18 protein-coding genes are annotated in these 21,982 nt (G+C 67.1%); 8 read left to right on the top strand and 10 right to left on the bottom strand.

Features of this window, described 5'->3' with window-relative positions; translation table 11 throughout:
* Window positions 1-33 precede the first annotated feature (33 nt).
* Complete coding sequence (locus tag BACI348_RS07135) at window positions 34-1,761, top strand: dolichyl-phosphate-mannose--protein mannosyltransferase (protein WP_159824582.1); 1,728 nt, start codon at window positions 34-36, stop codon at window positions 1,759-1,761.
* 66 nt (window positions 1,762-1,827) lie between these two features.
* The gene (locus tag BACI348_RS07130; RefSeq protein WP_159824581.1) at window positions 1,828-3,657 is read left to right on the top strand and encodes an AMP-dependent synthetase/ligase; all 1,830 of its coding nucleotides are present in this window, start codon (window positions 1,828-1,830) and stop codon (window positions 3,655-3,657) included.
* On the opposite strand, the gene BACI348_RS07125 is transcribed toward BACI348_RS07130, so the two are convergent.
* Window positions 3,648-4,904: a TIGR01906 family membrane protein gene (locus tag BACI348_RS07125; RefSeq protein WP_159824580.1), complete on the bottom strand. Its 1,257-nt coding sequence runs from the start codon at window positions 4,902-4,904 to the stop codon at window positions 3,648-3,650. The genes BACI348_RS07130 and BACI348_RS07125 overlap by 10 nt on opposite strands.
* 127 nt (window positions 4,905-5,031) lie before the next feature.
* Window positions 5,032-6,024, bottom strand: a complete 993-nt coding sequence (locus BACI348_RS07120; protein ID WP_201298393.1) for a stage II sporulation protein M — start codon at window positions 6,022-6,024, stop codon at window positions 5,032-5,034.
* Between the two features lie 63 nt (window positions 6,025-6,087).
* Between BACI348_RS07120 and BACI348_RS07115 the strand changes: the two genes are divergently transcribed.
* On the top strand, window positions 6,088-6,888 hold the full coding sequence (locus tag BACI348_RS07115; protein ID WP_159824579.1) for an RDD family protein: 801 nt from the start codon (window positions 6,088-6,090) through the stop codon (window positions 6,886-6,888).
* A 17-nt stretch (window positions 6,889-6,905) separates the two neighbouring features.
* On the opposite strand, the gene BACI348_RS07110 is transcribed toward BACI348_RS07115, so the two are convergent.
* The 4 genes from BACI348_RS07110 to BACI348_RS07095 form a co-directional block, all read right to left on the bottom strand.
* A complete protein-coding gene (locus BACI348_RS07110; RefSeq protein WP_159824578.1) occupies window positions 6,906-8,144 on the bottom strand; it encodes a L,D-transpeptidase in 1,239 nt (412 codons plus the stop codon).
* 63 nt (window positions 8,145-8,207) lie between these two features.
* Window positions 8,208-9,686 carry an adenosylhomocysteinase gene (gene ahcY, locus BACI348_RS07105; RefSeq protein ID WP_159824577.1) on the bottom strand — a complete coding sequence of 493 codons (1,479 nt, stop codon included), beginning with the start codon at window positions 9,684-9,686 and terminating at the stop codon, window positions 8,208-8,210.
* A gap of 107 nt (window positions 9,687-9,793) precedes the next feature.
* Window positions 9,794-10,021: a Trm112 family protein gene (locus BACI348_RS07100; protein ID WP_159824576.1), complete on the bottom strand. Its 228-nt coding sequence runs from the start codon at window positions 10,019-10,021 to the stop codon at window positions 9,794-9,796.
* A 77-nt stretch (window positions 10,022-10,098) separates the two neighbouring features.
* Entirely contained in the window at window positions 10,099-10,488 is a 390-nt protein-coding gene (locus tag BACI348_RS07095; RefSeq protein WP_159824575.1) for a DUF3499 domain-containing protein, read from the bottom strand.
* Between the two features lie 120 nt (window positions 10,489-10,608).
* Here BACI348_RS07095 and BACI348_RS07090 point away from each other — a divergent pair, with 120 nt between their 5' ends.
* A complete protein-coding gene (locus BACI348_RS07090; RefSeq protein ID WP_159824574.1) occupies window positions 10,609-11,121 on the top strand; it encodes a metallopeptidase family protein in 513 nt (170 codons plus the stop codon).
* A 7-nt stretch (window positions 11,122-11,128) separates the two neighbouring features.
* On the opposite strand, the gene BACI348_RS07085 is transcribed toward BACI348_RS07090, so the two are convergent.
* Genes BACI348_RS07085 through BACI348_RS07075 form a run of 3 tightly spaced genes read right to left on the bottom strand, consistent with a single transcriptional unit; the run spans window position 11,129 to window position 16,669 of the window.
* Window positions 11,129-12,790: a DUF5719 family protein gene (locus tag BACI348_RS07085; RefSeq protein WP_236557484.1), complete on the bottom strand. Its 1,662-nt coding sequence runs from the start codon at window positions 12,788-12,790 to the stop codon at window positions 11,129-11,131.
* A complete protein-coding gene (locus BACI348_RS07080; protein ID WP_159824573.1) occupies window positions 12,783-16,106 on the bottom strand; it encodes a glycosyltransferase family 2 protein in 3,324 nt (1,107 codons plus the stop codon). The genes BACI348_RS07085 and BACI348_RS07080 overlap by 8 nt, the downstream gene beginning before the upstream one ends.
* Before the next feature lie 29 nt (window positions 16,107-16,135).
* Window positions 16,136-16,669, bottom strand: coding sequence for a WhiB family transcriptional regulator (locus tag BACI348_RS07075; RefSeq protein ID WP_159824572.1), 534 nt, complete (start codon window positions 16,667-16,669; stop codon window positions 16,136-16,138).
* Window positions 16,670-17,047: 378 nt separating this feature from the next.
* Here BACI348_RS07075 and BACI348_RS07070 point away from each other — a divergent pair, with 378 nt between their 5' ends.
* Window positions 17,048-17,746, top strand: coding sequence for a TIGR03089 family protein (locus BACI348_RS07070; RefSeq protein ID WP_159824571.1), 699 nt, complete (start codon window positions 17,048-17,050; stop codon window positions 17,744-17,746).
* 26 nt (window positions 17,747-17,772) lie between these two features.
* On the opposite strand, the gene BACI348_RS07065 is transcribed toward BACI348_RS07070, so the two are convergent.
* On the bottom strand, window positions 17,773-18,342 hold the full coding sequence (locus BACI348_RS07065) for a GtrA family protein (protein WP_236557483.1): 570 nt from the start codon (window positions 18,340-18,342) through the stop codon (window positions 17,773-17,775).
* 175 nt (window positions 18,343-18,517) lie between these two features.
* On the opposite strand from BACI348_RS07065, the gene BACI348_RS07060 reads away from it, so the two are divergent.
* Genes BACI348_RS07060 through BACI348_RS07050 form a run of 3 tightly spaced genes read left to right on the top strand, consistent with a single transcriptional unit; the run spans window position 18,518 to window position 21,967 of the window.
* Window positions 18,518-19,714 (top strand): 5-(carboxyamino)imidazole ribonucleotide synthase, encoded by a 1,197-nt coding sequence (locus tag BACI348_RS07060; RefSeq protein WP_159824570.1) that lies wholly within the window; start codon window positions 18,518-18,520, stop codon window positions 19,712-19,714.
* Entirely contained in the window at window positions 19,711-20,295 is a 585-nt protein-coding gene (gene purE, locus BACI348_RS07055) for a 5-(carboxyamino)imidazole ribonucleotide mutase (protein ID WP_159824569.1), read from the top strand. Before BACI348_RS07060 ends, purE begins: the two co-directional genes overlap by 4 nt.
* 10 nt (window positions 20,296-20,305) lie before the next feature.
* The gene (locus BACI348_RS07050) at window positions 20,306-21,967 is read left to right on the top strand and encodes an LCP family protein (RefSeq protein ID WP_159824568.1); all 1,662 of its coding nucleotides are present in this window, start codon (window positions 20,306-20,308) and stop codon (window positions 21,965-21,967) included.
* The last annotated feature ends 15 nt before the right edge of the window (window positions 21,968-21,982 follow it).

Raw genomic sequence — 21,982 nt, 5'->3', positions numbered from 1 at the left:
CTGCTGCGGGCGCTGCCAGCCGCAAAAGGTAGCATGGGGCTCGTGACGCAGACCTCGACGCGGCCAGCCGGGGCCGCAAACGCCACACCTGCGGCGTCCAGTGGGTCTCCCCCGCTGGCCGCGGGCCGGACCGGGAACCCGGCCGGCCGCCCCTGGATCAGCCGGCCGGCCGACGCGTATACCGCCGGGTCCCTCCGGAGCCGGCTGCTGGGCCACCGGCAGCGGTGGCGCGACTACCCGCCGTCGCTGCGGCTCTGGTACGTGCTGGTGCCGGTCCTGACTGCTGTGGTAGGCGGGGTCCTGCGGTTCATGCGGCTGGACACGCCGCACAAGCTGGTCTTCGACGAGACGTACTACGTCAAGGACGCCTACTCTTACCTGGTCAGCGGCTACGAGCGCGCCTGGCCGGACAAGGCCAACGACTCCTTCAACGCCGGCAACCCGGGCGTGCTCCTGAACACCCCCGAATACGTGGTCCATCCCCCGGTGGGAAAGTGGATGATCGCCGCGGGAATGTGGCTCTTCGGAGCGGACAGCTCCTTCGGCTGGCGCTTCTCCGCAGCGCTGACGGGCACCCTGTCCATCCTGCTCCTGTCGCTGATCGCGCTGAAGCTGTTCGGTTCCCTTCCGCTGGCGGGAGCCGCCGGGCTCCTGCTGGCCGTGGACGGCCATCACCTGGTCATGTCCCGGACATCGCTGCTGGACATCTTCCTGATGTTCTGGGTCTTGGCGGCGTTCGGCGCCCTGCTCCTGGACCGGGATGACGGACGACGCAGGCTGGCCGCCAGGCTTGCCCGGGCTGCGGAATCGAGTGGCGGACGTCCCATCCCGGCCCGGCTCCTCGCCGGGCCCTGGCTCGGGATCCGCTGGTGGCGGATCGCGGCAGGTGCGTGCCTCGGCCTCGCCGTGGGCACCAAGTGGTCCGGTCTGTTCTTCCTGGCCGGGTTCGGCATCCTCACGGTGCTGTGGGACCTGAGCGCCCGCCGGATTGCCGGCATCCGGGGCTGGATCAGCGGCGGCATCATCAAGGACGGCGTTCCGGCGTTCCTCAGCATGGTTCCGGTGGCCGCAGTGGTCTACGCGGTGAGCTGGACCGGCTGGTTCCTTTCGGCGGACGCCTACTTCCGCCGCTGGGCGCAAAGCAATCCTTCCGCCGAGTGGGGATGGCTGCCGGATTCGGTCCGGTCCTTGGCGCATTACCACCTCGAGGCCTATCAGTTCCACCAGGGACTGGGCTCGGAACATCCCTACGAGGCAAGTGCCTGGAGCTGGCTGGTGATGGGACGGCCGACGTCGTTCTTCTATGAATCCCCCGAGCGCGGCACCCCCGGGTGCGACTTTGACCGGTGCACCTCCGCGATCCTGTCCGTGGGCAACCCGCTGATCTGGTGGGGGGCCGCCATTTCGCTGGCAGTGCTCTTGTTCTGGTGGGCCGGGCGGCGCGACTGGCGGGCCGGGGCGGTCCTCGCAGGTGTGGCCTCCGGATACCTTCCGTGGTTCATGTACCCCGAACGGACCATGTTCTACTTTTACGCGGTATCCTTCGAGCCGTTCCTGGTGCTCGCGCTGGTCTACTGCTTGGGACTGGTCCTGGGGAAGGCCACCGACCCGCCATGGCGCCGAAGGTCAGGGTTGTACCTGGTGGTGGTGTTCGTGGCGGCGGCGATGCTGCTCTCGGCGTTCTTCTATCCGGTGTGGGCTGCCGAGATCATCCCGTACCAGCAGTGGAGGCTTCGGATGTGGATGCCGTCCTGGATCTAGGGCAGGATGGCAGGTGACCCCCGAAGGAGCCGCTGCCGCGGCGTGGCAGCGGAACGGAGACCTGCTGTGAGAGAAGCAAGCACGGAACTGCTGGTTGAGCTTGACGCTGACAGCAACGTCACTGACCTGCTGCTGGAGCGGCAGGCGGCCAACCCCGCCCACGCCCTGTACCGGCGCAAGGGCCGCAACGGCTGGGTGGACGTACCGGCGCAGAAATTCGTCCAGGACGTCAGTGCCCTCGCCAAGGGCCTCATCGCGGGCGGCCTGGAGCCCGGCGACACGGTGGCCGTGATGTCGGCCACCTCATATGAGTGGACCCTGGTGGACTTCGCCATCTGGTTTGCCGGCGGAATCACCGTGCCCATCTACGAAACATCCTCCGCCAGCCAAGTGGAATGGATCCTCCACGACGCCGGAGTCCGGCGTGTGTTTGCGGAGGACCACACCAAGGTGGAGCTCGTTATGCGTGTCCTGGCCGGTTCGCCCCTGTTGCGGGACCGCCTGGTCAACGTAGTCCGGATGGATTCCGACGGCGATGCCCCCAACCTTTCGAGCCTCGCCGCCGCGGGGGCGGGAGTCACCGACGCCGAGCTGGAACGGCACCGGAGCCGTGCGGGGCTGGACGACGCTGCCTCCCTGGTATACACCTCCGGAACCACCGGCAAGCCCACGGGCTGCGAAATCACCCACGGCAACTTCGCCCTGGTCGCCAAGAACATTGTGGCCTTCCTCCCTGAACTGCTGCTCCAGGAGCAGGCCAGGACCCTGATGTTCCTGCCCCTGGCCCACGTCCTGGCCCGCGCCGTACAGGTGGTGTGCCTGACTGCGGGAGCCACGCTGGGACACTCACCGGGCGCGGCCCGGCTCCTGGAGGACCTGGGCTCCTTCCGCCCCACTTTCCTGCTGGTGGTTCCGCGCATCTTCGAAAAGGTCCGTTCCACTGCGGCGCACAAGGCTGCCGTCGCAGGCAAATCCCGGCTGTTCAGTGCCGCGTCAGCCACAGCTGTCGAGTACTCCCGTGCCCAGGACCTGAAGAGCCGCGGTGAGGGCGGGGGCCCCGGCCTGTTCTGCCGGATCCGCCACGGAATCTTCGACAAACTGCTCTACGCGCGGCTCCGGCAGGCCATGGGCGGCCACGTCGGGTATACCGTTTCCGGGGCCAGCCCGTTGAACCCGGAGGACGCTCATTTCTTTCGCGGCGCCGGGATCCCGGTATTGGAAGGATACGGCCTGACCGAAACGACCGCCCCGTGCACGGCAAACACCCCGTCCCGCACCAGGGTGGGATCAGTGGGCATCCCCATTCCGGGCACCACCATCCGGGTGGCCGAAGACGGCGAGATCCTGGTGAAGGGGATCGGCGTATTCCGGGGTTACCACGGGAACCAGGCCGCAAACGCCGAAGCCTTCGTGGATGGTTTCTTCCGCACCGGCGACCTCGGCGAACTGGACCCGGAGGGCTTCCTCACCATCACGGGGCGCAAGAAGGACCTGCTGGTCACGGCGGGCGGCAAGAACGTGGCCCCCGGCCCGCTCGAGGAGAAAATCCGGGCCCACCAACTGGTGGGCCACGCCGTTGTGGTGGGTGATGGCAAGCCGTTCATCTCAGCCCTGGTGACCCTCGATCCCGAGGGCGTGGCGGACTGGCACTCGGAGCGCGGCCTGCCGCCCCGGTCCATCAGCGAGGCGGCCGCGGATCCGGAGGTGGCGGCTGCACTGCAGGAAGCGGTGGACCAGGCGAACCTGCTGGTCTCCACAGCGGAGTCTGTCCGCAAGTTCACCGTCCTGGACACCGGGTTCACGGTGGAATCAGGTCACCTGACGCCGTCCCTCAAAGTGAAGCGGAACGCCGTGGTGAGCGATTTCGAGGCCGAAATCGCCAAGCTTTACTCCTGACCGGCAGGCTCCACCGCTGCCGCGCCGGCTCGGTCCTTCACCAGGCCACGACGCCGGCGGGTAGGCCAGGTAAGGACCAGCGTCACGAGCGACGCCACCAGGACCAGGCCCGCGATCACGATTCCGGCGTCTATCCAGAACTGGCCGGGGAACAGCCGGATCAGCGTGTCATCCATGCTGAACGTCCAGGAGCCTTCCGCGAAGAAGATCCGGTGGAACTCCGTAAAGAACTGCTGCCATCCCAGCGCCGCCAGCGTTCCCAGGCCCAGGATCAGCACCAGGGTGATGATGGATCCGGCGAACAGGCCCCGCCGGACACCCCCGGAGCTGCGCCTGCGCAGGTAGAGGATGGCGATAAGGCTGACCAGGACCAGCAGCACGCCCGCGCCGAAGGTGGACAGGATGACCAGCTTCACGTCCGCCATATGGCTGACTTCGCCGTCCTTGAACAGCTTGTCGCCGCTGCGGTGCACCAGGTCCCCCAGGTAGCGCGGGCCCGCCCAGTTGCTGAGGTAGTCCACGGCGTAGGAGCCGTAGGTCATCCTGTCGTCGGTGCTGAAGCCGTAGCCGTCGCCGGGGAATCCGGGACGGTTGTATTCCACCCACAGGAACAGCGGGCTGGTAACCGCCCGGACCGCGAGGATCAGCAGGACGAACGGGAAGAAGATGGCGAGCAGGACCTGCATCACGCGGGGCGCTACCGGCTTGGCGTTGGCCGCGCTCTCCCGTTCGGCGTTACGGCGCTCCACTTCCTCCCGGGGCGGGCGCACCTGCAGGGCGGAGGTAGGGTGTTGCTCCCGGAAGACGGGGGAGTTTTCGCGGGTGGAGACGGGTTCCGGCTCTTCGACGGCGGCCTCAGCGGCTTTGCGGCCGGCCCGGCTTTCCGGCTGGTCAAAGCTGCCCGGCTGGTTAAGGCTGCCCGAAGGCGGGGCAGCTGCTGCCATTGCGGCCGTAGCCCCTGCAGCCGGGGAACCCGCGGTGCTCCCGGTTCCGGGGCTGCCCGCTTCGGTGCGGTCAGCTTCGGTGCTGTCAGGTTCGGTGCTGTCAGCTTCGTTGCGGACGCCGCGGGCCGTGCCATGACCCTCGCCTGCGCCGTCCTCGCCTGTGCCGTCCGGGGCCGGGCTTTTGTGTGTGCCGGTTTCGGTCAGCCAGGAGAACGCCGGCTCGTCAGAGTCCTCTGATGTGTCCAGGATCGGGTCCGGCTGCGGCTCGGCACGCCGGGCGCGGGCAGGAGTTTCGTCTTTCACAGCAGCGTCACTTCCGTTGGGCCTTCGCACCAGGTTCGGGGGGTCACCGGTGCGTTTTCTCTGCTCACGAGCCTACCGTCCGGCATTCCGGCTGGGCGAGGAACCACCCCGGACGGATTACAACGATTCAGGCAGCGATTTCGGAATGGCCCGCATCCTCGCGGCGCAGGTCGCCCCGCTCGCCTGCAAGGAAGGCGGGCCGGCCCAACGCCACGACATAGATCCAGTACCCCGCCAGTACCGAGGCGCCGATACCGATCTTGGCCCACACCGGCAGGGCACTGGGAGTCACAAACCCTTCCACCAGCCCGGAGACAAAGAGCACCAGCACCAGTCCCAGGGCCACGGTGATCAATGACCGGCCTTCCTCGGCCACCGCCCTGCCGCGGGTGCGCGGGCCCGGCGAAACCATGGCCCAGAAAATCCGCAGGCCGGCGGCGCAGGCGATGAACACCGCCGTCAGCTCCATCAGGCCGTGCGGCAGGATGTAGCTGAAGAAGACCTCCGGCTTGCCGGCCGCCGCGAAGATGCCGGCCGCAATGCCTACCCCTTGGGCATTGGCGAACAGGATCATGGGTACCCACACGCCGGTAATCCCCAGGGCTACTGCCTGCGCGCTGATCCAGGCGTTGTTGGTCCAGACGGCGCCGGCGAAGGATGCCGCCGGGTTCTCCGAGTAGTAGCTGATGAAGTCTTCCTCGACGTACTGCCGGGCAGCCGCTTCGGATGCCACAGCCCGCAATGCCTCGGGGTTCCCGCCGATCCACAGCGCGTACGCCGTACCGATGAGGACAAACGCTGCACCGCACGCAAGGGTGAGCCAGGTGAGCCGGTAGAAAGCGGCAGGAAGGGCAACCACAAAGAAGCGTGCCAGGTCCGCCATAGGGTTGGAGCGCGCTCCGGTGAACCGGGTGCGGGCCTGCGCCAGCGTGGCCGAAAGCGACGCCGACAGGCCGCTTTCCGGAGCCACGGACCTGATGAGGGACAGGTGCGAGGACGTGGACTGGTACAGGGCCAGCAGTTCGTCTGCTTCGGCCCCGGTGAGCCGGGCCTTGTAGGCGAGTTCGTGCAGCCGGGACCATCTGTCCGAATTAACGGCGGAGAACGCATCCATATCCACGGCATCAGCCTAACGGCCGGCACTAGACTGGCTGCATCATCCGACGCCAGAACAGGAACCAGTGTGAGTCCAATCGTCACGGGCGAGGCAGTTGTGCTGGAATTGCGTCCTGCCTCCTTCGCGGCACGCGCCCTCGGCCTGCTCCTGGACATGGCCTTGAGCATCGTGCTGCTGGTGGTGATCCTGATGGGGCTGTCGGCGGCTGGCGGGGACCTGGACGAAGCCGCCCTGCGCGCATTGATGATTGCCAGCGTGGTGTTCTGCCTGGTGGTTGTTCCGGTGGCGATCGAGACCCTGAGCCGCGGACTGTCGCTGGGCAAACTTGCCGCCGGCCTCCGGGTGGTCCGGGAGGACGGCGGAGCCATCCGGTTCCGCCACGCCCTCATCCGCGGCCTGACCGGTTTCCTCGAAATCTATGTGACCTTCGGCGGCCTGGCCATCGCCGTAGCCCTCTTCAATGAAAGGTCCCGCCGGCTGGGTGACCTGATGGCCGGGACCTACGCCATCCGCAGCCGGGTACCGGTGGAGCGGCCGGCCCCGGTGTTCGTCCCGCCTCGGCTGCAGGCGTGGGGGGCTGCGGCGGATATCGGGCGGATCCCGGATGCAGCGGCGCGGCGGGCGTCGCAGTTCATGCGGCAGGCCGGCCGCATGGCTCCGCTGTCCAGGGCAGGGCTGGCCGAGTCAATTGCCACCGAACTCGCGGCCCACGTGGCCCCTCCCCCGCCTCCCGGAACAAGCCCTGACGACTACCTTGCCGCCGTCGTTGCGGAACGGCGCAGCAGGGAGCTGGCCAGGCTTGGCAAGGCACGGCGCAGGAGCGCTGAGACGGGCGAGCGGCTGCACCGGCTGCCGTTCAGCACGTAGCCCGCGCCAGCCCGGCGCTAGTTGTTGTATTCGCCCCAGGGGATGTTCCAGTCGCCGAACCCGTCCGTGTGGGCTGCGTAGTCACCCTCGGTGTTGATGATCTGGACCACGTCGCCGGTGCCCATGTTGTCAAAGACCCAGGCAGCGCCGTCGGGGGCGAATCCAATGCAGCCGTGCGAGACGTTGGTATTGCCGATAAAAGGGAACGCGGACGGCAGTGCCTGGTGGATGTAGGCGCCGCTGAGGGTCAGCCGGATGGTGTACTCGACGTCCACGTCACCGTAATAGGCGGGATCGTCAGGCTTGAGTCCGATGCTTGAGGCGCGGAAGTGGTCATAGCGCTTCTTCTCCATCAGCACGCCGTAGCCCCGGGCGGACGGAAACCGCTTATCCCCCATGCTGACCGGCAGCGTCTTGACCACCTGGTCATTGACGCTCAGCGTGAAGGTGTGGGCCGCCGCGTCCGCCACGGCCACCTTCTTGTCGCCAATGGCGACGTTCGCCTTCTTGTTGAAGTTAGCGATCTGCCCGTTGCCGAGGTCCACGCCGAAGAGCTTCATGTCCATGGTGATGGTGGAATTCGCGGCCCAGAAGTTCTCCGCCCGGTACCGCACCATCGTGTCGCTGTACCAGTGGAAGGCGCCCACCTGTCCGGCACTGCTGGTGATGGTGATGGCCTTCTCCACGGCGTCGCGGTTGAGGACCGGTTCACTGAAGATGATCTGCAGGGGCTGTCCCACCCCCACCTTCATCCCATCGAGGGGGTAGATGGCGGCATCCGCTTCGTGGGAGCTGGAAACGGTGCTGAACGTCTGCGTGGTGCTTGTCTCGCGTCCGGCGCTGTCCTTGACTACGTAGGTGTAGCTGTAGTCCGTGTTGAACTTCAACGCCCCGGCTGCGGTCCACGCGGTGCCCCCGGCGTCGATGCTGCCTTCGACGGTTTCGCCGGCGGTGCTGGTGAGGGTGACCCGTTCGATGGTGCCGTTGGCCACCTTCAGGGACACCGGGGCGGCCGGGTTGACCTGCTTGGCACCGTTGGCGGGTGCTGCGTCCAGTTTCACGGGGGCGATTACCGGCAAGGCGACGCCGGGAGAGGACCTGACGGCGGAGCCGGCCTCGGATTCGATGGCACCGCGGGCGATTCCGGGTGCTACCGCGGCGAACACACCACCGACGGCGGCGAGGAGGCATACGGCCACCACCACAAGAATCGTCTTGGTGCGGCCCGGACGGCGGGGCTTGACTTCAGGCTCCATACTTTGATCCTAGGTGCAAAAAGTAACAGCCCGGGTGCCGAGGGCACCCGGGCGCTTTACTTCTTAGTAACGATAGTGCTCGGGCTTGTAGGGGCCGGCGACGTCGAGGTCCAGGTACTCAGCCTGGTCCTTGGTGAGTTCGGTCAGTTCCACGCCCAGGGCGTCGAGGTGCAAGCGAGCCACCTTTTCGTCCAGGACCTTCGGCAGCACGTAGACCTGGTTTTCATACTCGCGCTGGCCCGCGGGCTGGTCCTTCTTGGTCCACAGCTCGATTTGGGCGATGGTCTGGTTGGCGAACGAGTTGCTCATCACGAAGGACGGGTGCCCGGTGGCGTTGCCAAGGTTCAGCAGCCGGCCTTCGGACAGGACGATGATGGAACGCTCGGCCGCGGTCCCGGCGTCGAAGACCCACTCGTGGACCTGCGGCTTGATCTCCACTTTTTCGATGCCGGGGACTTTCGCGAGCCCGGCCATGTCGATCTCGTTGTCGAAGTGGCCGATGTTGCCCACGATGGCCTTGTTCTTCATGCCCGCCATGTGCTCGGCCATGATGACGTCCTTGTTGCCCGTGGTGGTGATGAAGATGTCGCCCTGGGGCAGGACGGATTCAAGCTTTGCCACCTGGTAGCCGTCCATGGCCGCCTGCAGCGCGCAGATGGGGTCGATTTCGGTGACGATGACGCGGGAACCCTGGCCGCGGAGCGCCTCGGCGGCACCCTTGCCGACGTCGCCGTAGCCGCAGACAACCGCGACCTTGCCGCCCATCAATACGTCGGTGGCGCGGTTGATGCCATCCGGTAGGGAGTGCCTGATCCCGTACTTGTTGTCGAACTTGCTCTTGGTAACGGAGTCGTTGACGTTGATTGCGGGGAACAGCAGCTTGCCCTGCTCGGCCAGCTGGTACAGGCGGTGCACGCCGGTGGTGGTTTCCTCGCTGACGCCCTTGATGGTGGCGGCCGTCCGGGTCCACTTCTTCGGGTCCGCGGCGAGGGAACGGCGCAGGACCTCCAGGAAGATGCCGTATTCCTCGGAATCGGTGGGGTCGGCGGAGGGAACGTTGCCTGCTGCTTCGAACTCCACGCCCTTGTGCACCAGCATGGTGGCGTCGCCGCCGTCGTCCAGGATCATGTTGGGGCCGAGGTCCGGGTTGGAATCGGCGCCGGGCCAAGTGAGGATCTGCTCGGCGGTCCACCAGTATTCCTCGAGGGTTTCGCCCTTCCAGGCGAACACCGGCACACCCTGCGGGTCCTCGACGGTGCCCTTGCCCACCACAACGGCGGCAGCGGCCTCGTCCTGGGTGGAGAAGATGTTGCAGGAGGCCCAGCGGACCTCGGCACCGAGGGCCGTCAGGGTCTCAATCAGCACGGCGGTCTGCACCGTCATGTGCAGCGACCCGGCGATCCGGGCACCCTGGAGCGGCTGGCTGGCGCCGAACTCCTCGCGCAGGGACATCAGGCCGGGCATCTCGTGCTCGGCCAGGCGGATCTGGTGCCGGCCGGCCTCTGCCAGCGAGATGTCGGCAACCTTGTAATCAAAAGCCATGGGTAAATCCTTTACTTATCCGGCGGTGTGGCCGGTACTGGGTCCCGGGAACAGCGGCACGGTGCGGGAACCGGGACCGGGCGGGCTTGGATGGAACGTCGAGAGGGCTACTGTGCGGCGGTGGAAGCGTCATGCTGGTCTGAACCGGCGGAGGCCGCGGCTGCCAGCAGTTCGGGCGGCAGCAGGAGCGGAATCCCGTCCTCGATGGCGTAGCGGGGGTTCACTCCGGACCCGTCCGCAGCGGTGGCCACGAGTTCCTCGCCTTCCTGTACCAGGGGTGAACCGGTCACGGGGCAACGCAGGACGGACAGCAGTTCAGGACTGATCTTTGGCATTGATACATGCTCCCTGGCGGGCGCGCTGGCGCCGGTAGCGGACGGAATTGCAGCTTCCAGCGTACCGCCAGATGCGCTCAGGACGGTTCCCGCAGGACGCGCAAGTGTCCCCTTCGGGTACCTTCCGTCCCGGCCGGAGCTTCCAGGGCTGAATGCGGCCCGCGGTTGGCGGTGCCGGGCTGCGGCTGGGCCGGCAACGCGGCGGCGTCCCGGACAGCGTTGGCCAGGGCCAGCAGGTCATCCGGGCCGGGCTGCTGCGGGGCGGTGGGCATCGCAAGGCGCAGGACTTCCCAGCCGCGGGGAACGGTGAGCGAATCTGCGTGCTGTTCGCACAGATCGTAACAATGTGGTTCGGCGTAGGTTGCCAGCGGACCGAGGACTGCGGTGGAGTCGGCATACACGTACGTCAGAGTGGCCACCGCTGACTGGCGGCACGCAGATCTTGAACACTGACGGATAGCTCCCACGACATCCCAGACTACTCGCTGTCGCCGGCAAAACGGCGCATTCCAGCTGCGGGTCGACGCGCCCACGAAGTCGGCAGACTATGTGTCGCGTAATTGTTCGCCCGGGTTTACAGTCAATGTATGCAGTCATCGAACCATGAATCAGGGTTTACGGTCCGGTTGGCTGACCCGGATACCCGCAGGGACCCGGGTACGGCATCGCCCCGTAGAAGCTTTATGGCCCGCCGCCGCAACCGGCATGGACGCGGCCTCCGCGGCGAGGTCATGCTCCCCACGCATCCGGGCTACCGCACGCGCTCGGACCGGTTCGATGACATGGTGCTCGATTCCGCGCAGCGGCTCCACGATATCTGGGGCAAGACCCTCGACGGCGTACGGTTCGGCGTGGACGAGATCCCGCCCGACCTCGAACAGCTTGCGGCCACGTCGGCGACGGTCCCCATGGGCGCCTACACCCCGGCCACGGCTGAGGACGGTCCGATGATCACCGTCTACCGCCGCGTGGTTGAACAGGCCTCGGGCGGTATGGACGACCTCCAGGACCTGGTCCACGACGTGGTGGTGGAACATACCGCGGAAATGCTCGGAGTTGCCCCCGAAACCCTGGACCCCGTTTACCGGCGCAGGTACTGAACGCCCGTCAGTAACTGATCGTGACCGGGACTGTTTCCTGACCTGCCGCTGCCGGCAGGAGGGCCAATGACGAGACGTCGTTCCTGCCGTCCTGCTGGAGCAGCAGTGCACCATAGGCTGCATCTCCAGACGCCGAAACCACGTAGCCAACGACGTCGGATTCGTCGGCTTTGTCCGGAATGGTGACGGACGCGGTGGTTCCGCCGGCGATATCTGCCGTGGACGGGGCCCGGACTTTGCCGTCCGCAGTGATGGCCGCATACGTAATGGTGGCACGGTTCTCCAAGGCACCAAACACCAGCTGGCGCTGGCCTCCCCTGGGCACCGCGACGATGTGCTGGCTGCCAAGCCTCACTCCTGATGCCGACCACGCAACATCCAGCGCCTGGCTGTCCTGGACACCCCGTGTCACCCGCGCGGCGGCCACGAATGTGACGTCGGACGATGCCGCCACGGTGTAGTGGCCGGCCGGGACCCCTGCGAGTGGAATCTCCGTGACCGCGCCCGCCTTCGCGGTGATGACTCCGCCGGAGGGCAGGGTCTTCTGGCCGTCCCGTCCGTACAGCTTGACCTCCACCACGGCGTCAGAGGGTCCAGGCACGGTGAGCTGAAGGGCCGGCCCTGCGTCCCCGTACCCGGACTTTGCCGTGAGCGACGCAACCTGTCCCGCGTCCTGGATGTCGATACCGGTCATGACCTGCCGGACGGCGGGCGCCGCGCCGGGGGCGATGAAGTCGATTCCTCCCGGCATGAGTCCCCGCAGGACACTCTGCTGGATGACTGCTGCCACAGGGCCGCCCGCGCTGCGGACGTGCACGCTTAGCTGTTCTTCACCGGGTGCCAGGCCGGCGAGTACCACCGGCCGCGATGTGCCGGGTGCCACGAGCAGGCCGCGGCTCCCCGGTGCTTGGATCTGTCCGCCGGAACCGAACAGCTCCAGGCTCACGGTGGCCGGGGTGGTGGAAGCATTGGTCAGCATCAGCACGGACGTACGGCCCACCGTTGTGGAAGCACCGGCGAGCCATTGGTCGTTGGAGGGCTGCTGGCAGTTGGCAGCCGCGGTTCCCTGGAGGTCGCCGTCGGTTGCGGTGAACTTCATGGCCGCGGCAGCGGAGGCCTTCTGGTTGGCTGTGGCATCGGCGCTGAGCACACTCACCTGGTCCACGGAGCGGGACGCCACAATCCCGGCCAGGAGTTCCTGGGGAGCACCTGCGGCAGCGGACTGGCCGGGTTCTTTGGCGATTTCGACGGCGGTCCTGCCGGTGAGCTCCGAGAGCCGGCTTGCTGGCAGCACACCGCCGGCGCCGAGCACGGCCGCGGTGACGGAGCTCGCCGCGGTTTCCGACTCCGGGCTGAACTGCGGGTCAGTGCCGGCTTCAGCGCCTTCGAGCAGGCGCGCGGGGCCGGGGCAGACCCCCACGCTGGTTCCGGCGGGAACCGCTGCCACCCCTGCCGGTACGCTGCGGCTGGACTCAGCCTGCGGAAGAAGGGAGCCGGCTGTCACCACGGCGCCCGCACAGGCAATAATGACTGCCGCGGAGGCCAGGCCGGCCACCATGGCTTTCCGCCCGTTTTCCGGACGCTTCGCCGGGACCGGGTTTTCCCGGTCACCTTCTCCGCCGGCTTGCCCGGCCAGCGGGGCTGCCGGGGAAACGGAGCTGTTACGCATTCTGGTGTTCCTTACGCAGGGAGCCTTCATCCCGTGACAGGCCGGTGCGCTGGCGCCGTGCCGGCATGGGGATGGCCAGCATCACGGTGAGGCCGATGACAGTGGCCTGGCCAATTCCGCTCCACACGGCCCATGGGTTTTCATACCGCACGGTCAAGTGGCCCGCCGTGGGCGGAAGGGTGAAGGCCTGTGACCATCCGGACGTGGTTGATGTCAGCTTCCGGCCGTCCAGCCAGGCGGTCCAGCCAGGATCCGCCCGTTCCGCAAGGACCACAAGGCGGCCCTCAGGTCCGGCAGGAACTGCTGCGTCGACGTTGTCGTAGCCCGAAGGTACCAGGCCGATCGCAGCACCGTCCGCATCCACGATCCGCACCCGGTGCGTGATGTCCGCCGGCTGCAGCGCAGGCTGGTTCAGCGGGGCGATTCGCCAGAGCCACCCGACATCCGTCTGCCCCACGGCAATAAGCCCCGGCACGGCGTCCATCCGGCTGGCGGTCAGCTGCGCGGCTGTGTCGGCGGCCCGGAGCACCACAAAGCCGGCGCCCAACTGCTCAAGATCGGTCCTGGGATCCACACCCTGCCCCGCAACCAGGGTGGCGACCACCCGGCGGACCGCGGCGGTGACCTCGTCGTCGTCGCGCACTGTTTCCACTCCCGGGGCACCCAGGATGTTGCGCGCAGATGCAATGCCGGACAGGCTGTCCAACGTGGTGCCGGCGCCGCGCATCAACGAGGCGTCATATGTTCCGTCGTCGCGGGTGCTGATCAGGAGCGTGCGTGTCTGCTCCGGCCCGGTCCCCCGGTCGATGGCCGTGGCGGGCAGGATCCGCTGGCCGGCCGCTTCCACCAGGCGGGGTGTACCCAGGGGTCCGGCCTCGTCCGCGGGCTCTTGGGCGGTCACGGCGGATGTCCGCAGCAGGTTCTGCGCCGACCAAGCGGCCATCCCGGCCAAGGGTCCGGCGACCAGGAGCACCACGCCCAGCGAAGCCGCTGACCTCAGCGCGAGCTTGTGCTTCGCGCTGGCTGCCAGCGCCCTGTCCGCATTTCCCAGGAGCTGTTCCGCCCCCAGCAGCGCGGCGCCAAGGAGAGCGAAGGCCGCGGCAGAAACCGCCGGACCGGGGAAGGCTGAGACCATGGTGTTCGCATTGCTGCCGGCAGCCACATGTCCGGCGAGCCAGCCGCCGGCCAGGGCGATGGTGGCAACAACCCACAACGATCTGGCAATGGCGGTCCGGCGGCCCGGTAGCCAGATTCCCGCGAGGGCCAGGAGCAGGACGGGACCGGCCACCAGGTAAGCCAGCAGCCCCGCCCAGGGTATGCCGGCAGCGAAATGGGGCAGTCCGGACAGGCCTGCGCCCTGGCCAAATTCAAGCGGCTGGCCGAGGAGCTGCTGCCACAACGGAGCGGCGTTGAAGGCCAGCGGGACGCCGGGATCGGCCAGCAGCGCCCGCGGCCTGTCGAGGGTGGACAGTGCGAAGGGAATGAACAGGGCCGCAGTGGGCAGCAGGGCCCACCAGACGGTGCGGCCGCGGCGGCCCAGGATGAGCCCGCAGAGCACGGTCACCACGATCGCCGGAACCAGCAGGGACGGCGCGGAGGCCGTCACCACGGCCATCGCCAGCCCCGCCGCTGCGGCCGCGGTCCAGGACGGCATTCCGTTGATCCCGGGTTTGACCGGCGGCTTGTCGGTAAAACGGCGGTCGCCGGGAACCGGTGCCTCGAAGCGGCCCTGGCCCACGACGGCGCCGGTGGCCCGGAGCAGGGCAAGGGCCAGCAGGGGAATCATGATGTGGGCGATCAGGGCCCCGGCCCGGCCCTGGTTCAGGGCCACCTGCAGGGCGGGGGCGGCGGCCCAGGAAAGCGCCGCAGCGAACCGCAGGCGGCGGCGGACTGTCAGCCCGCCGGCAGCAAACCAGGCTGTCAGGCCGGACAGCGGGGTGCTGAGCAGGAGCAGCCAGGCCAGGGCGGCATTGGTGTCACCGCCGCCGAGCACACCCAGGATCCAGAGGATGTAGCCGAAGGGGTCTCCGCGGCCCGGGAGCCCGGCGCCGAGGGAGATCCACCAGCTGGAGGCGTGGTGCCAGATGTCCCCCAGCCCGCTGGCTGCGGGAATGAGTGCCCCGCCGGATACCGCGGGGGCACCAAAAATTCCGGTTAGTCCCAGCAGCGACGTGACGGATCCGGCGATGACGGCGGCCAGGGCCCCGTTACCCACCCAGCCGCGCTTGCTGGTGGCCAAGGCAGCGAAGTCGTCTGAGGCGTCACCACTGGGCTGGTGTGCCAGGGGGTCCTGCACGAGGTCGTCCCCGCCGTTGTCAGAACCCAGGGCTTCCATCAGGGAACGCCGGTGGCTCCATACTTCCCGCCGCGGTGTCTGCAGCTTGCGGATGACGGACCGCCTGATCCGGCGGGTCCGCCGGGCGGTCCGCCGGGCCTTGACGACTGCACGAGGCCGGCCCAACGCGGCGAAGGTGGCCACGAGCTGCGTGATGCCGTGGCCGGGATCCTTGACGGCGATACTCACCACGAGTTTGAAGATGCTGCCCAGCAGGGCCGCCGCCGCGTGGACAGGCACTATCCACAGCGGTGCATGCTTCAGGCGCAGGTGGACCTGCGCCTTGCGGGCTGCGGCCGCATTGCCCAGCGCATGCGGGCGGTGGGCAACGTGGAACATCCGGGCTGCGGGGACAACCACCACACGATGTCCGGCCAGGCGGTTGCGCCAGCAGAAATCGACGTCGTCGCCGCTGCCCGGCAACGCGGGATCGAAGCCGCCAAGATGCTCCCAGACGTCGCGGCGGACCAGCATGCCGGCTGAATTCACGGCAAAGGTATCAGTACGGCCGTCGTACTGGCCCTGGTCGAGCTCATCGGCATCGATCAGGGACAGCCGCTCGGCCCAGCGGCTTGTTGAAAGGCCGACGTCGATCAACTGGCGTTCGGCGTGCCAATCCAGTTGTTTGCAGCCTGCCACTGTGACAGAGGGAGCGCGTTCAACGGCGGTGAGCAATTCGGCCAGGGCCTCGGGTGCGGGTGCGGCGTCGTCATGGAGCAGCCAGATCCACTCCGAACTGCCACCGCCCGCCCCGCCAGGCAAGGGTGCGAGCTTGGCGAGGCCGGCGGATACCGCGGCGCCCATGCCGTTCTTTCCCCGGTGGCTGACAACGTGGGCCACACCCAGGGCCTGCTGGAGGAGGGCTTCCGAATCATCGCGGGAACCGGTGTCGACCCCTATGACGTAGTCCGCGGGCCGGGTCTGGTCCGCCAGTGCTGCCAGGGTTCTGGGTAGATAGGCACTGCCGTTGTGGGCAACCACAACGGCAGTGACATGGACATCCTGGTGAATCAGATCGCTCGCTTCCTTAGCCGCCGGCGCTCACGCTCGGAAAGGCCTCCCCAGATGCCGAACCGTTCGTCGTTGGCCAGTGCGTACTCAAGGCATTGGGACCGCACATTGCAGGCACCGCACACTTTTTTCGCATCGCGGGTGGAGCCGCCCTTTTCGGGGAAGAAGGCCTCGGGATCCGTCTGGGCGCACAGGGCGTCCGTCTGCCAGCCAAGCTCGCCTTCGTCAGCAAAGTCCTGCTGGAACGGCAGGCCGATCCAGACCGGCTGGGTTGTCCCGGCCGCCGCCAGTTCCATGGGCGGGTCCAGCTCGTCCTCGGGGTCTTCCCCGCCGTCCAGGAGGGCTTCGTGCGCGGCCAGGAATGCCGTGGCCTGGTCCTGGAGAAAGTCTTTGTTATTCCTGTTGTACCGCTCCGCTGCATCGGGGTCGGCCGGGTCAACGTACCAATCGCTCGGCACCCCCCGTGCACGGTATTTCGCCGTTGCCTGACCGGCCACGACGGCATCTTCCTGGATACGCTCTGCTTGCCCCATGGCGACCCTCCTGATGTTGCAGCCACTGCCTGGATACGTGGACACTCGGTTGTGTGCCGGTATTTACGCAGTTGCCTTTAGTTATCTAATTACACGCGTGTAACTAGGGCGAGTCAAGCCGCTGCCCGGATAATAATCATCACTGGCCTCCAAAATGCTGTACGCCACGCCCGAAAATTTTGGCCACTACCCGCGGCCGCCGGAATTATGCACTCCGGCCTGTGGGAAATCACAGTAATTCACGGGCTGGGCAGGAGGCACACAGCCACCCTCCCCCGGACGCTGAGACGAACGTCACGCGTAACATACCCTGCGACACCGCGATGCACCATCTTTCCCGCCCGTGACCGGGGAAGGGCTCAATGGCAGGATTGAGCCATGACTACCCCCGCAATCGATCTGATGACCAGTCTTCGTTCCGGCAACTCCACTGCCCCGCGGCTCACGTGGTACGGCCCCGGTGGGGAGCGCGTGGAATTGTCCGGAAAAGTGCTGGATAACTGGGTGGCGAAAACCAGCAACCTCCTCCAGGATGAGCTGGATGCCGAACCGGGCATGCGGCTCGCGCTGGACCTTCCAGCCCACTGGAAGGCCATGGTGTGGGCCCTTGCCGGCTGGCAGCTCGGCCTGGAGACCGTCCTGAACGGGGACGGGGCGGACTTGCTGGCCACCGCCGAGCCTGATGCAGTGGCGGGAAAATACGACGCCGTTGTGGCCGTTGCGCTGCCGGCCCTGGCCATGCGCTGGGAGGGCGGACTTCCGGCCGGGTGCCTCGATTACGCTGCGGAAGTGCGCTCCCACGGGGATGTTTTCATGCAGCATGCCGACGCCGATCCGTCGGCCTGTGCCATCGTCGCCTCTGACGGGCGCCGGCACCTGCACCAGGATCTCCTGGATGGTTTCGCTGTGCGCCACGAGGACGGTGTCCGGCTGCACGTGCCGGGCAGCGGCGGGCTTGAGGCTGCCCTGGCCAATGCGCTGGGAGCGTGGCGGAGCGGAGGTTCAGTAGTGCTCACGCACCCTGACATTGCGGACACCGGGAAACTGCTGGCCGCGGAACGCATCCACGGCAGCTGAACAGCCGGGTCCCGCCTGCGCCGGCCCTACTTCGAGGGCTGGGCCGGGTCACCGGCGAACGGCTCGGGCTCCGCCACACCGGTGCCGGCAACGGAACCTTTGGCATGGTGGAGTTCGATGAGTTCGTGGTCGTGCGAGAACTCGGGATCCTGGTCCAGTTCCTGGTTGAACACGAGGAACCGGTAAGCGAAGAACCGGACTACTGTGGCCACGAGGATGCCCACCACTCCGGCGAAGAACAGCATGTTTTTGTCCGTGACGCCAAGGCCGTACTTGGCCAGGGCGGTGAACCCGGTGGAAATCCCGATGCCGATGCCGTTAATGAGGATGAACATCAGGAACTCGCGCAGCACGTTGGCCTGCCGGCGGTGCCGGAAGGTCCAGAGGCGGTTCGCAACCCAGGAAAAGATGGTTGCCACGGACGCCCCCACGAACCTGGCCTTGGCTTCGCTGTCGGACATGGGGCCGTGCATGAGGTAGTAGGTGAGGCCGTTGTCGATGACGAATGCCACACCACCCACGGCACCAAACTTGGCCACCTCACGCCAAAAAAGCGAGGCAAGCCCCCGGATGCGATCTGCAAGTGCGCTAAACATGACCCTCCATGGCCGTTGAAACATAGGGCCACACGGCCAGACCGCCATTTTAGCCCCCGAACCTGTACGGCAGGCCCCCTAACTTGCGTCACCGGACGGCCCGCGGAGTGAAAGACTCGATGCCCGCCGCGTCCCGAAGGCGGGATACCGGGCGGTTTTCGGTAGGCTGGCCCATGTGACTTTTCCAGTAATAGGTGTGGTTGGCGGCGGCCAGCTTGCCCGAATGATGGCCCCGGCCGCAACAGCACTCGGCTTCGAACTGCGCGTCCTTGCCGAAAGTGACGACGTTTCGGCAGTCTCGGCAGTGTCCACCTCACCGGTGGGCGACTACAAGGACTTTCAGACGCTCCTGGAGTTCTCCAAGGGCCTGGACGTGATGACGTTTGACCACGAGCATGTTCCCACAGCCCATCTCCGGGCCCTGCAGGAGGCCGGCGTCAACGTCCAGCCGGGGCCGGACGCCCTCGTCCATGCCCAGGACAAACTCGTGATGCGCGCGGCCATAGACCGCCTGGAACTGCCGAACCCCGCCTGGGCCTCCGTTTCCAACGTGGCAGGACTGGTCAGCTTTGGCGAGGAGACCGGCTGGCCGGTTGTCCTGAAGACACCGCGCGGCGGCTACGACGGCAAGGGCGTACGGATCATCTCCTCCCCGGACGAGGCCGCCGAAACCACTGACTGGTTCGACGCCATGAGCCCCCTCCTCGTTGAAGCGAAAGTGGAATTCAGCCGCGAACTGTCCGCCCTGGTTGCCCGGACTCCTGACGGCGAAGCCCGGGCATGGCCAGTAGTGCACACGGTCCAGGTGGACGGCGTCTGCGACGAAGTCATTGCCCCTGCGCTGGATATCCCGGTGGAGGTTGCCGCCGCGGCGGAGGACGCCGCCCTGCGGATCGCCAATGAACTGGGAGTAACAGGGGTCCTGGCCGTGGAGCTTTTCGAAACGCCTGGAACCGGGGCCGGCTTCCTGATCAACGAACTCGCCATGCGGCCGCACAACACCGGCCACTGGACGCAGGACGGCTCCGTGACCAGCCAGTTTGAGCAGCACCTCCGGGCCGTCCTGAACCTGCCGCTGGGCGCCACGGATGCGCTGGCGCCGGTTGTGGTGATGAAGAACTTCCTTGGCGGCGACAACCGGGACCTGTTTTCCGCCTATCCGCTGGCCCTTGCCAGCGAACCGGCCGCCAAGGTGCACTGCTACGGAAAGTCCGTGCGCCCGGGCCGAAAGATCGGCCACGTCAACCTGGCAGGAACGTCGACGGCGGAGGTTGACTCCGTCCGGCGCCGCGCCGCACTGGTGGCAGGCATCATCCGCGACGGGCGGGTGCCGGCCGAAGAACCGCCAGCAATTCTTGAGGAGAACGCATGAGCGCCGAAGCCAACCCCGCCAAAAGTTCCGCCGCAAGCCCCTTGGTGGGCCTGGTGATGGGTTCGGATTCCGACTGGCCCGTTATGGAGGCAGCAGCCGACGCCCTGGCGGAGTTCGGCATTCCCTTCGAAGCTGACGTTGTGTCCGCCCACCGCATGCCCCTGGAGATGATCCGCTACGGCCAGACGGCGCACGAACGCGGCATAAGGGTCATCATCGCGGGGGCCGGCGGCGCCGCCCACCTGCCCGGAATGCTGGCCAGCGTCACACCACTTCCCGTCATCGGTGTGCCCGTACCGCTGAAGACCCTGGACGGGATGGACTCGCTGCTCTCGATCGTCCAGATGCCGGCCGGAGTTCCCGTGGCCACGGTATCCATCGCCGGAGCCCGCAACGCCGGGCTCCTGGCGGTCCGGATGCTGGCGGCGGGCACCGATGAACTTGCCTCCTCCCTGCGTTCGGACCTCATCGAGTTCGCCGCAGACCTCAATGCCGTGGCTACCCGAAAGGGGGCCAACCTCCGGCAGAAGGTCAGCGAGGTCTTCGCAGAAGGCAACGGCACGCTCCGGGGCAGCCGTTAGGAAGGCGGCCATGTCCAGCAGCAAGATCCAGCAGTCGCCCTCGGACACTGCACTGACCGATCCCGTCCGGTACCCGGTAAGCGCCTCTGCCCAGGTCCGGACGAAGCGCGGCTTTGTGCTTGTCCTGATGACCCTCCTGGTTCCGGGCAGCGCCCAGCTCGTGGCCGGCGACCGCAGACTCGGCCGGGCCGCCCTCCGGGTGACGCTCTGCGTCTGGGCAGCACTCGTGCTGGCCATCATCCTGCTGCTGGCCAACCGGACCCTGCTCCTGAACATCATCACCAATCCCTTCGCCTCGCTTGTCCTCATCATCGTGATGGTGGCACTCGCCGCCGGGTGGGCGGTCCTGTTCATCAACACCCTGCGGCTCATCCGCCCGGTGCTGCTGGCACCGCAGGCCCGGCCCGCCGTCGTCATCGCCCTGGTGCTGGCGATGGTGGCAGGCAGCGGCTCGCTGGGGTACGCCGCCTACCTGCTGAACGTGAGCCGGAACGCGATCGGCAGCATCTTCTCCGCCGGCCCTGCCATCGAGCCGGTGGAAGGCCGCTACAACTTCCTGATGATGGGCGGCGACGCCGGTGACGACCGCACCGGACGGCGCCCCGACAGCCTGTCCGTTCTCAGCGTCGATGCCAAGACGGGCCAGACGGCCATCATCTCCATTCCCCGCAACTTCCAGAACGCCCAGTTCAGCGCGGACTCTCCCATGCGCGCCATCTACCCCGACGGGTACAACTGCGGCGACGAATGCCTGATCAACGCCATCAACACCGAAGTCACCAACGAGCACGCCGACCTCTACCCGGGCGTCGCCGACCCCGGCGCTCAGGCCACCCTTGAGGCCGTGTCCGGGACGTTGGGCATGGATATCCAGGCCTACGTGCTGGTGGATATGGATGGCTTCGCCAAGCTCATCGACGCCATGGGCGGGATCCGGATCAAGGCCGGCGGCTGGGTCCCCATCAGCGGTGAGACCATCGACGAGGCCAACGGCATCCACGGCATGCCGCTGGGCTGGATTCCGGCCGGCGACAACACGCTCGACGGCTTCCATGCCCTGTGGTACGGCCGCTCACGCGAATTCGTGGATGATTACGCCCGGATCGCGCGCCAGCAGTGCGTCCAGCAGGCCATGCTCAAGCAACTCGATCCTGCCACGCTGCTGGCCAAGTTCGAGGACATCGCCAACGCCGGAACCAAGGTGGTTGACTCCAACATCTCCTCCTCGCAGCTGGGCAGCTTCCTGGACCTGGCCATCAAGGCCAAAGGCAAGGAAGCGAAACGGCTGACCCTCGGCCCGCCGGACTTTGATGCATCGTTCTCCACCGTTCCCAACTTCGACATCATCCACGACCGTGTGGACCAGCTGCTGGCCTCGGCGTCGGAAGCCCAGTCCGCAGGCGCGCCCGACGACACCCTGGTGGCCCCGTCCGACGCCGCAGGACACCTGCAGGCCGCACCGGCCCCGGCCGCACTAGCCCCGGCCGCCCGGCCGGCAGCCGGGGGCATCCCGGCGCAGCAGTCTCCCGCGCCGTCGGACTTCACGCCGGTGACCACCACCCCTGACGGTGAGCCGATTACCGAGGAGCTGCTCAACGGGCTCAAGCGCCAGGGCAACGAACAGGCCATCCGTGAACTGGTGGCAACCAACGGCCAGTGCGCCCCGTTGTAGGGCACCGTTCCCGCC

Origin of the sequence: Arthrobacter sp. 9AX, assembly GCF_902506095.1 — a bacterium.
Classification (GTDB): Bacteria; Actinomycetota; Actinomycetes; order Actinomycetales; family Micrococcaceae; genus Arthrobacter.
This window is presented reverse-complemented; position numbering and strand designations above follow the sequence as displayed.

Bases quoted from the DNA above. Each gene is read 5' to 3' on its own strand.
- purE (WP_159824569.1), top strand. From the start codon at position 19,711: ATGAGCGCCGAAGCCAACCCCGCCAAAAGTTCCGCCGCAAGCCCCTTG.
- BACI348_RS07100 (WP_159824576.1), bottom strand. From the start codon at position 10,021: ATGCCAAAGATCAGTCCTGAACTGCTGTCCGTCCTGCGTTGCCCCGTG.
- BACI348_RS07110 (WP_159824578.1), bottom strand. From the start codon at position 8,144: ATGGAGCCTGAAGTCAAGCCCCGCCGTCCGGGCCGCACCAAGACGATT.
- BACI348_RS07065 (WP_236557483.1), bottom strand. From the start codon at position 18,342: ATGTTTAGCGCACTTGCAGATCGCATCCGGGGGCTTGCCTCGCTTTTT.
- BACI348_RS07070 (WP_159824571.1), top strand. From the start codon at position 17,048: ATGACTACCCCCGCAATCGATCTGATGACCAGTCTTCGTTCCGGCAAC.
- BACI348_RS07050 (WP_159824568.1), top strand. From the start codon at position 20,306: ATGTCCAGCAGCAAGATCCAGCAGTCGCCCTCGGACACTGCACTGACC.
- BACI348_RS07135 (WP_159824582.1), top strand. From the start codon at position 34: ATGGGGCTCGTGACGCAGACCTCGACGCGGCCAGCCGGGGCCGCAAAC.
- BACI348_RS07090 (WP_159824574.1), top strand. From the start codon at position 10,609: ATGCAGTCATCGAACCATGAATCAGGGTTTACGGTCCGGTTGGCTGAC.
- ahcY (WP_159824577.1), bottom strand. From the start codon at position 9,686: ATGGCTTTTGATTACAAGGTTGCCGACATCTCGCTGGCAGAGGCCGGC.
- BACI348_RS07085 (WP_236557484.1), bottom strand. From the start codon at position 12,790: ATGCGTAACAGCTCCGTTTCCCCGGCAGCCCCGCTGGCCGGGCAAGCC.
- BACI348_RS07075 (WP_159824572.1), bottom strand. From the start codon at position 16,669: ATGGGGCAAGCAGAGCGTATCCAGGAAGATGCCGTCGTGGCCGGTCAG.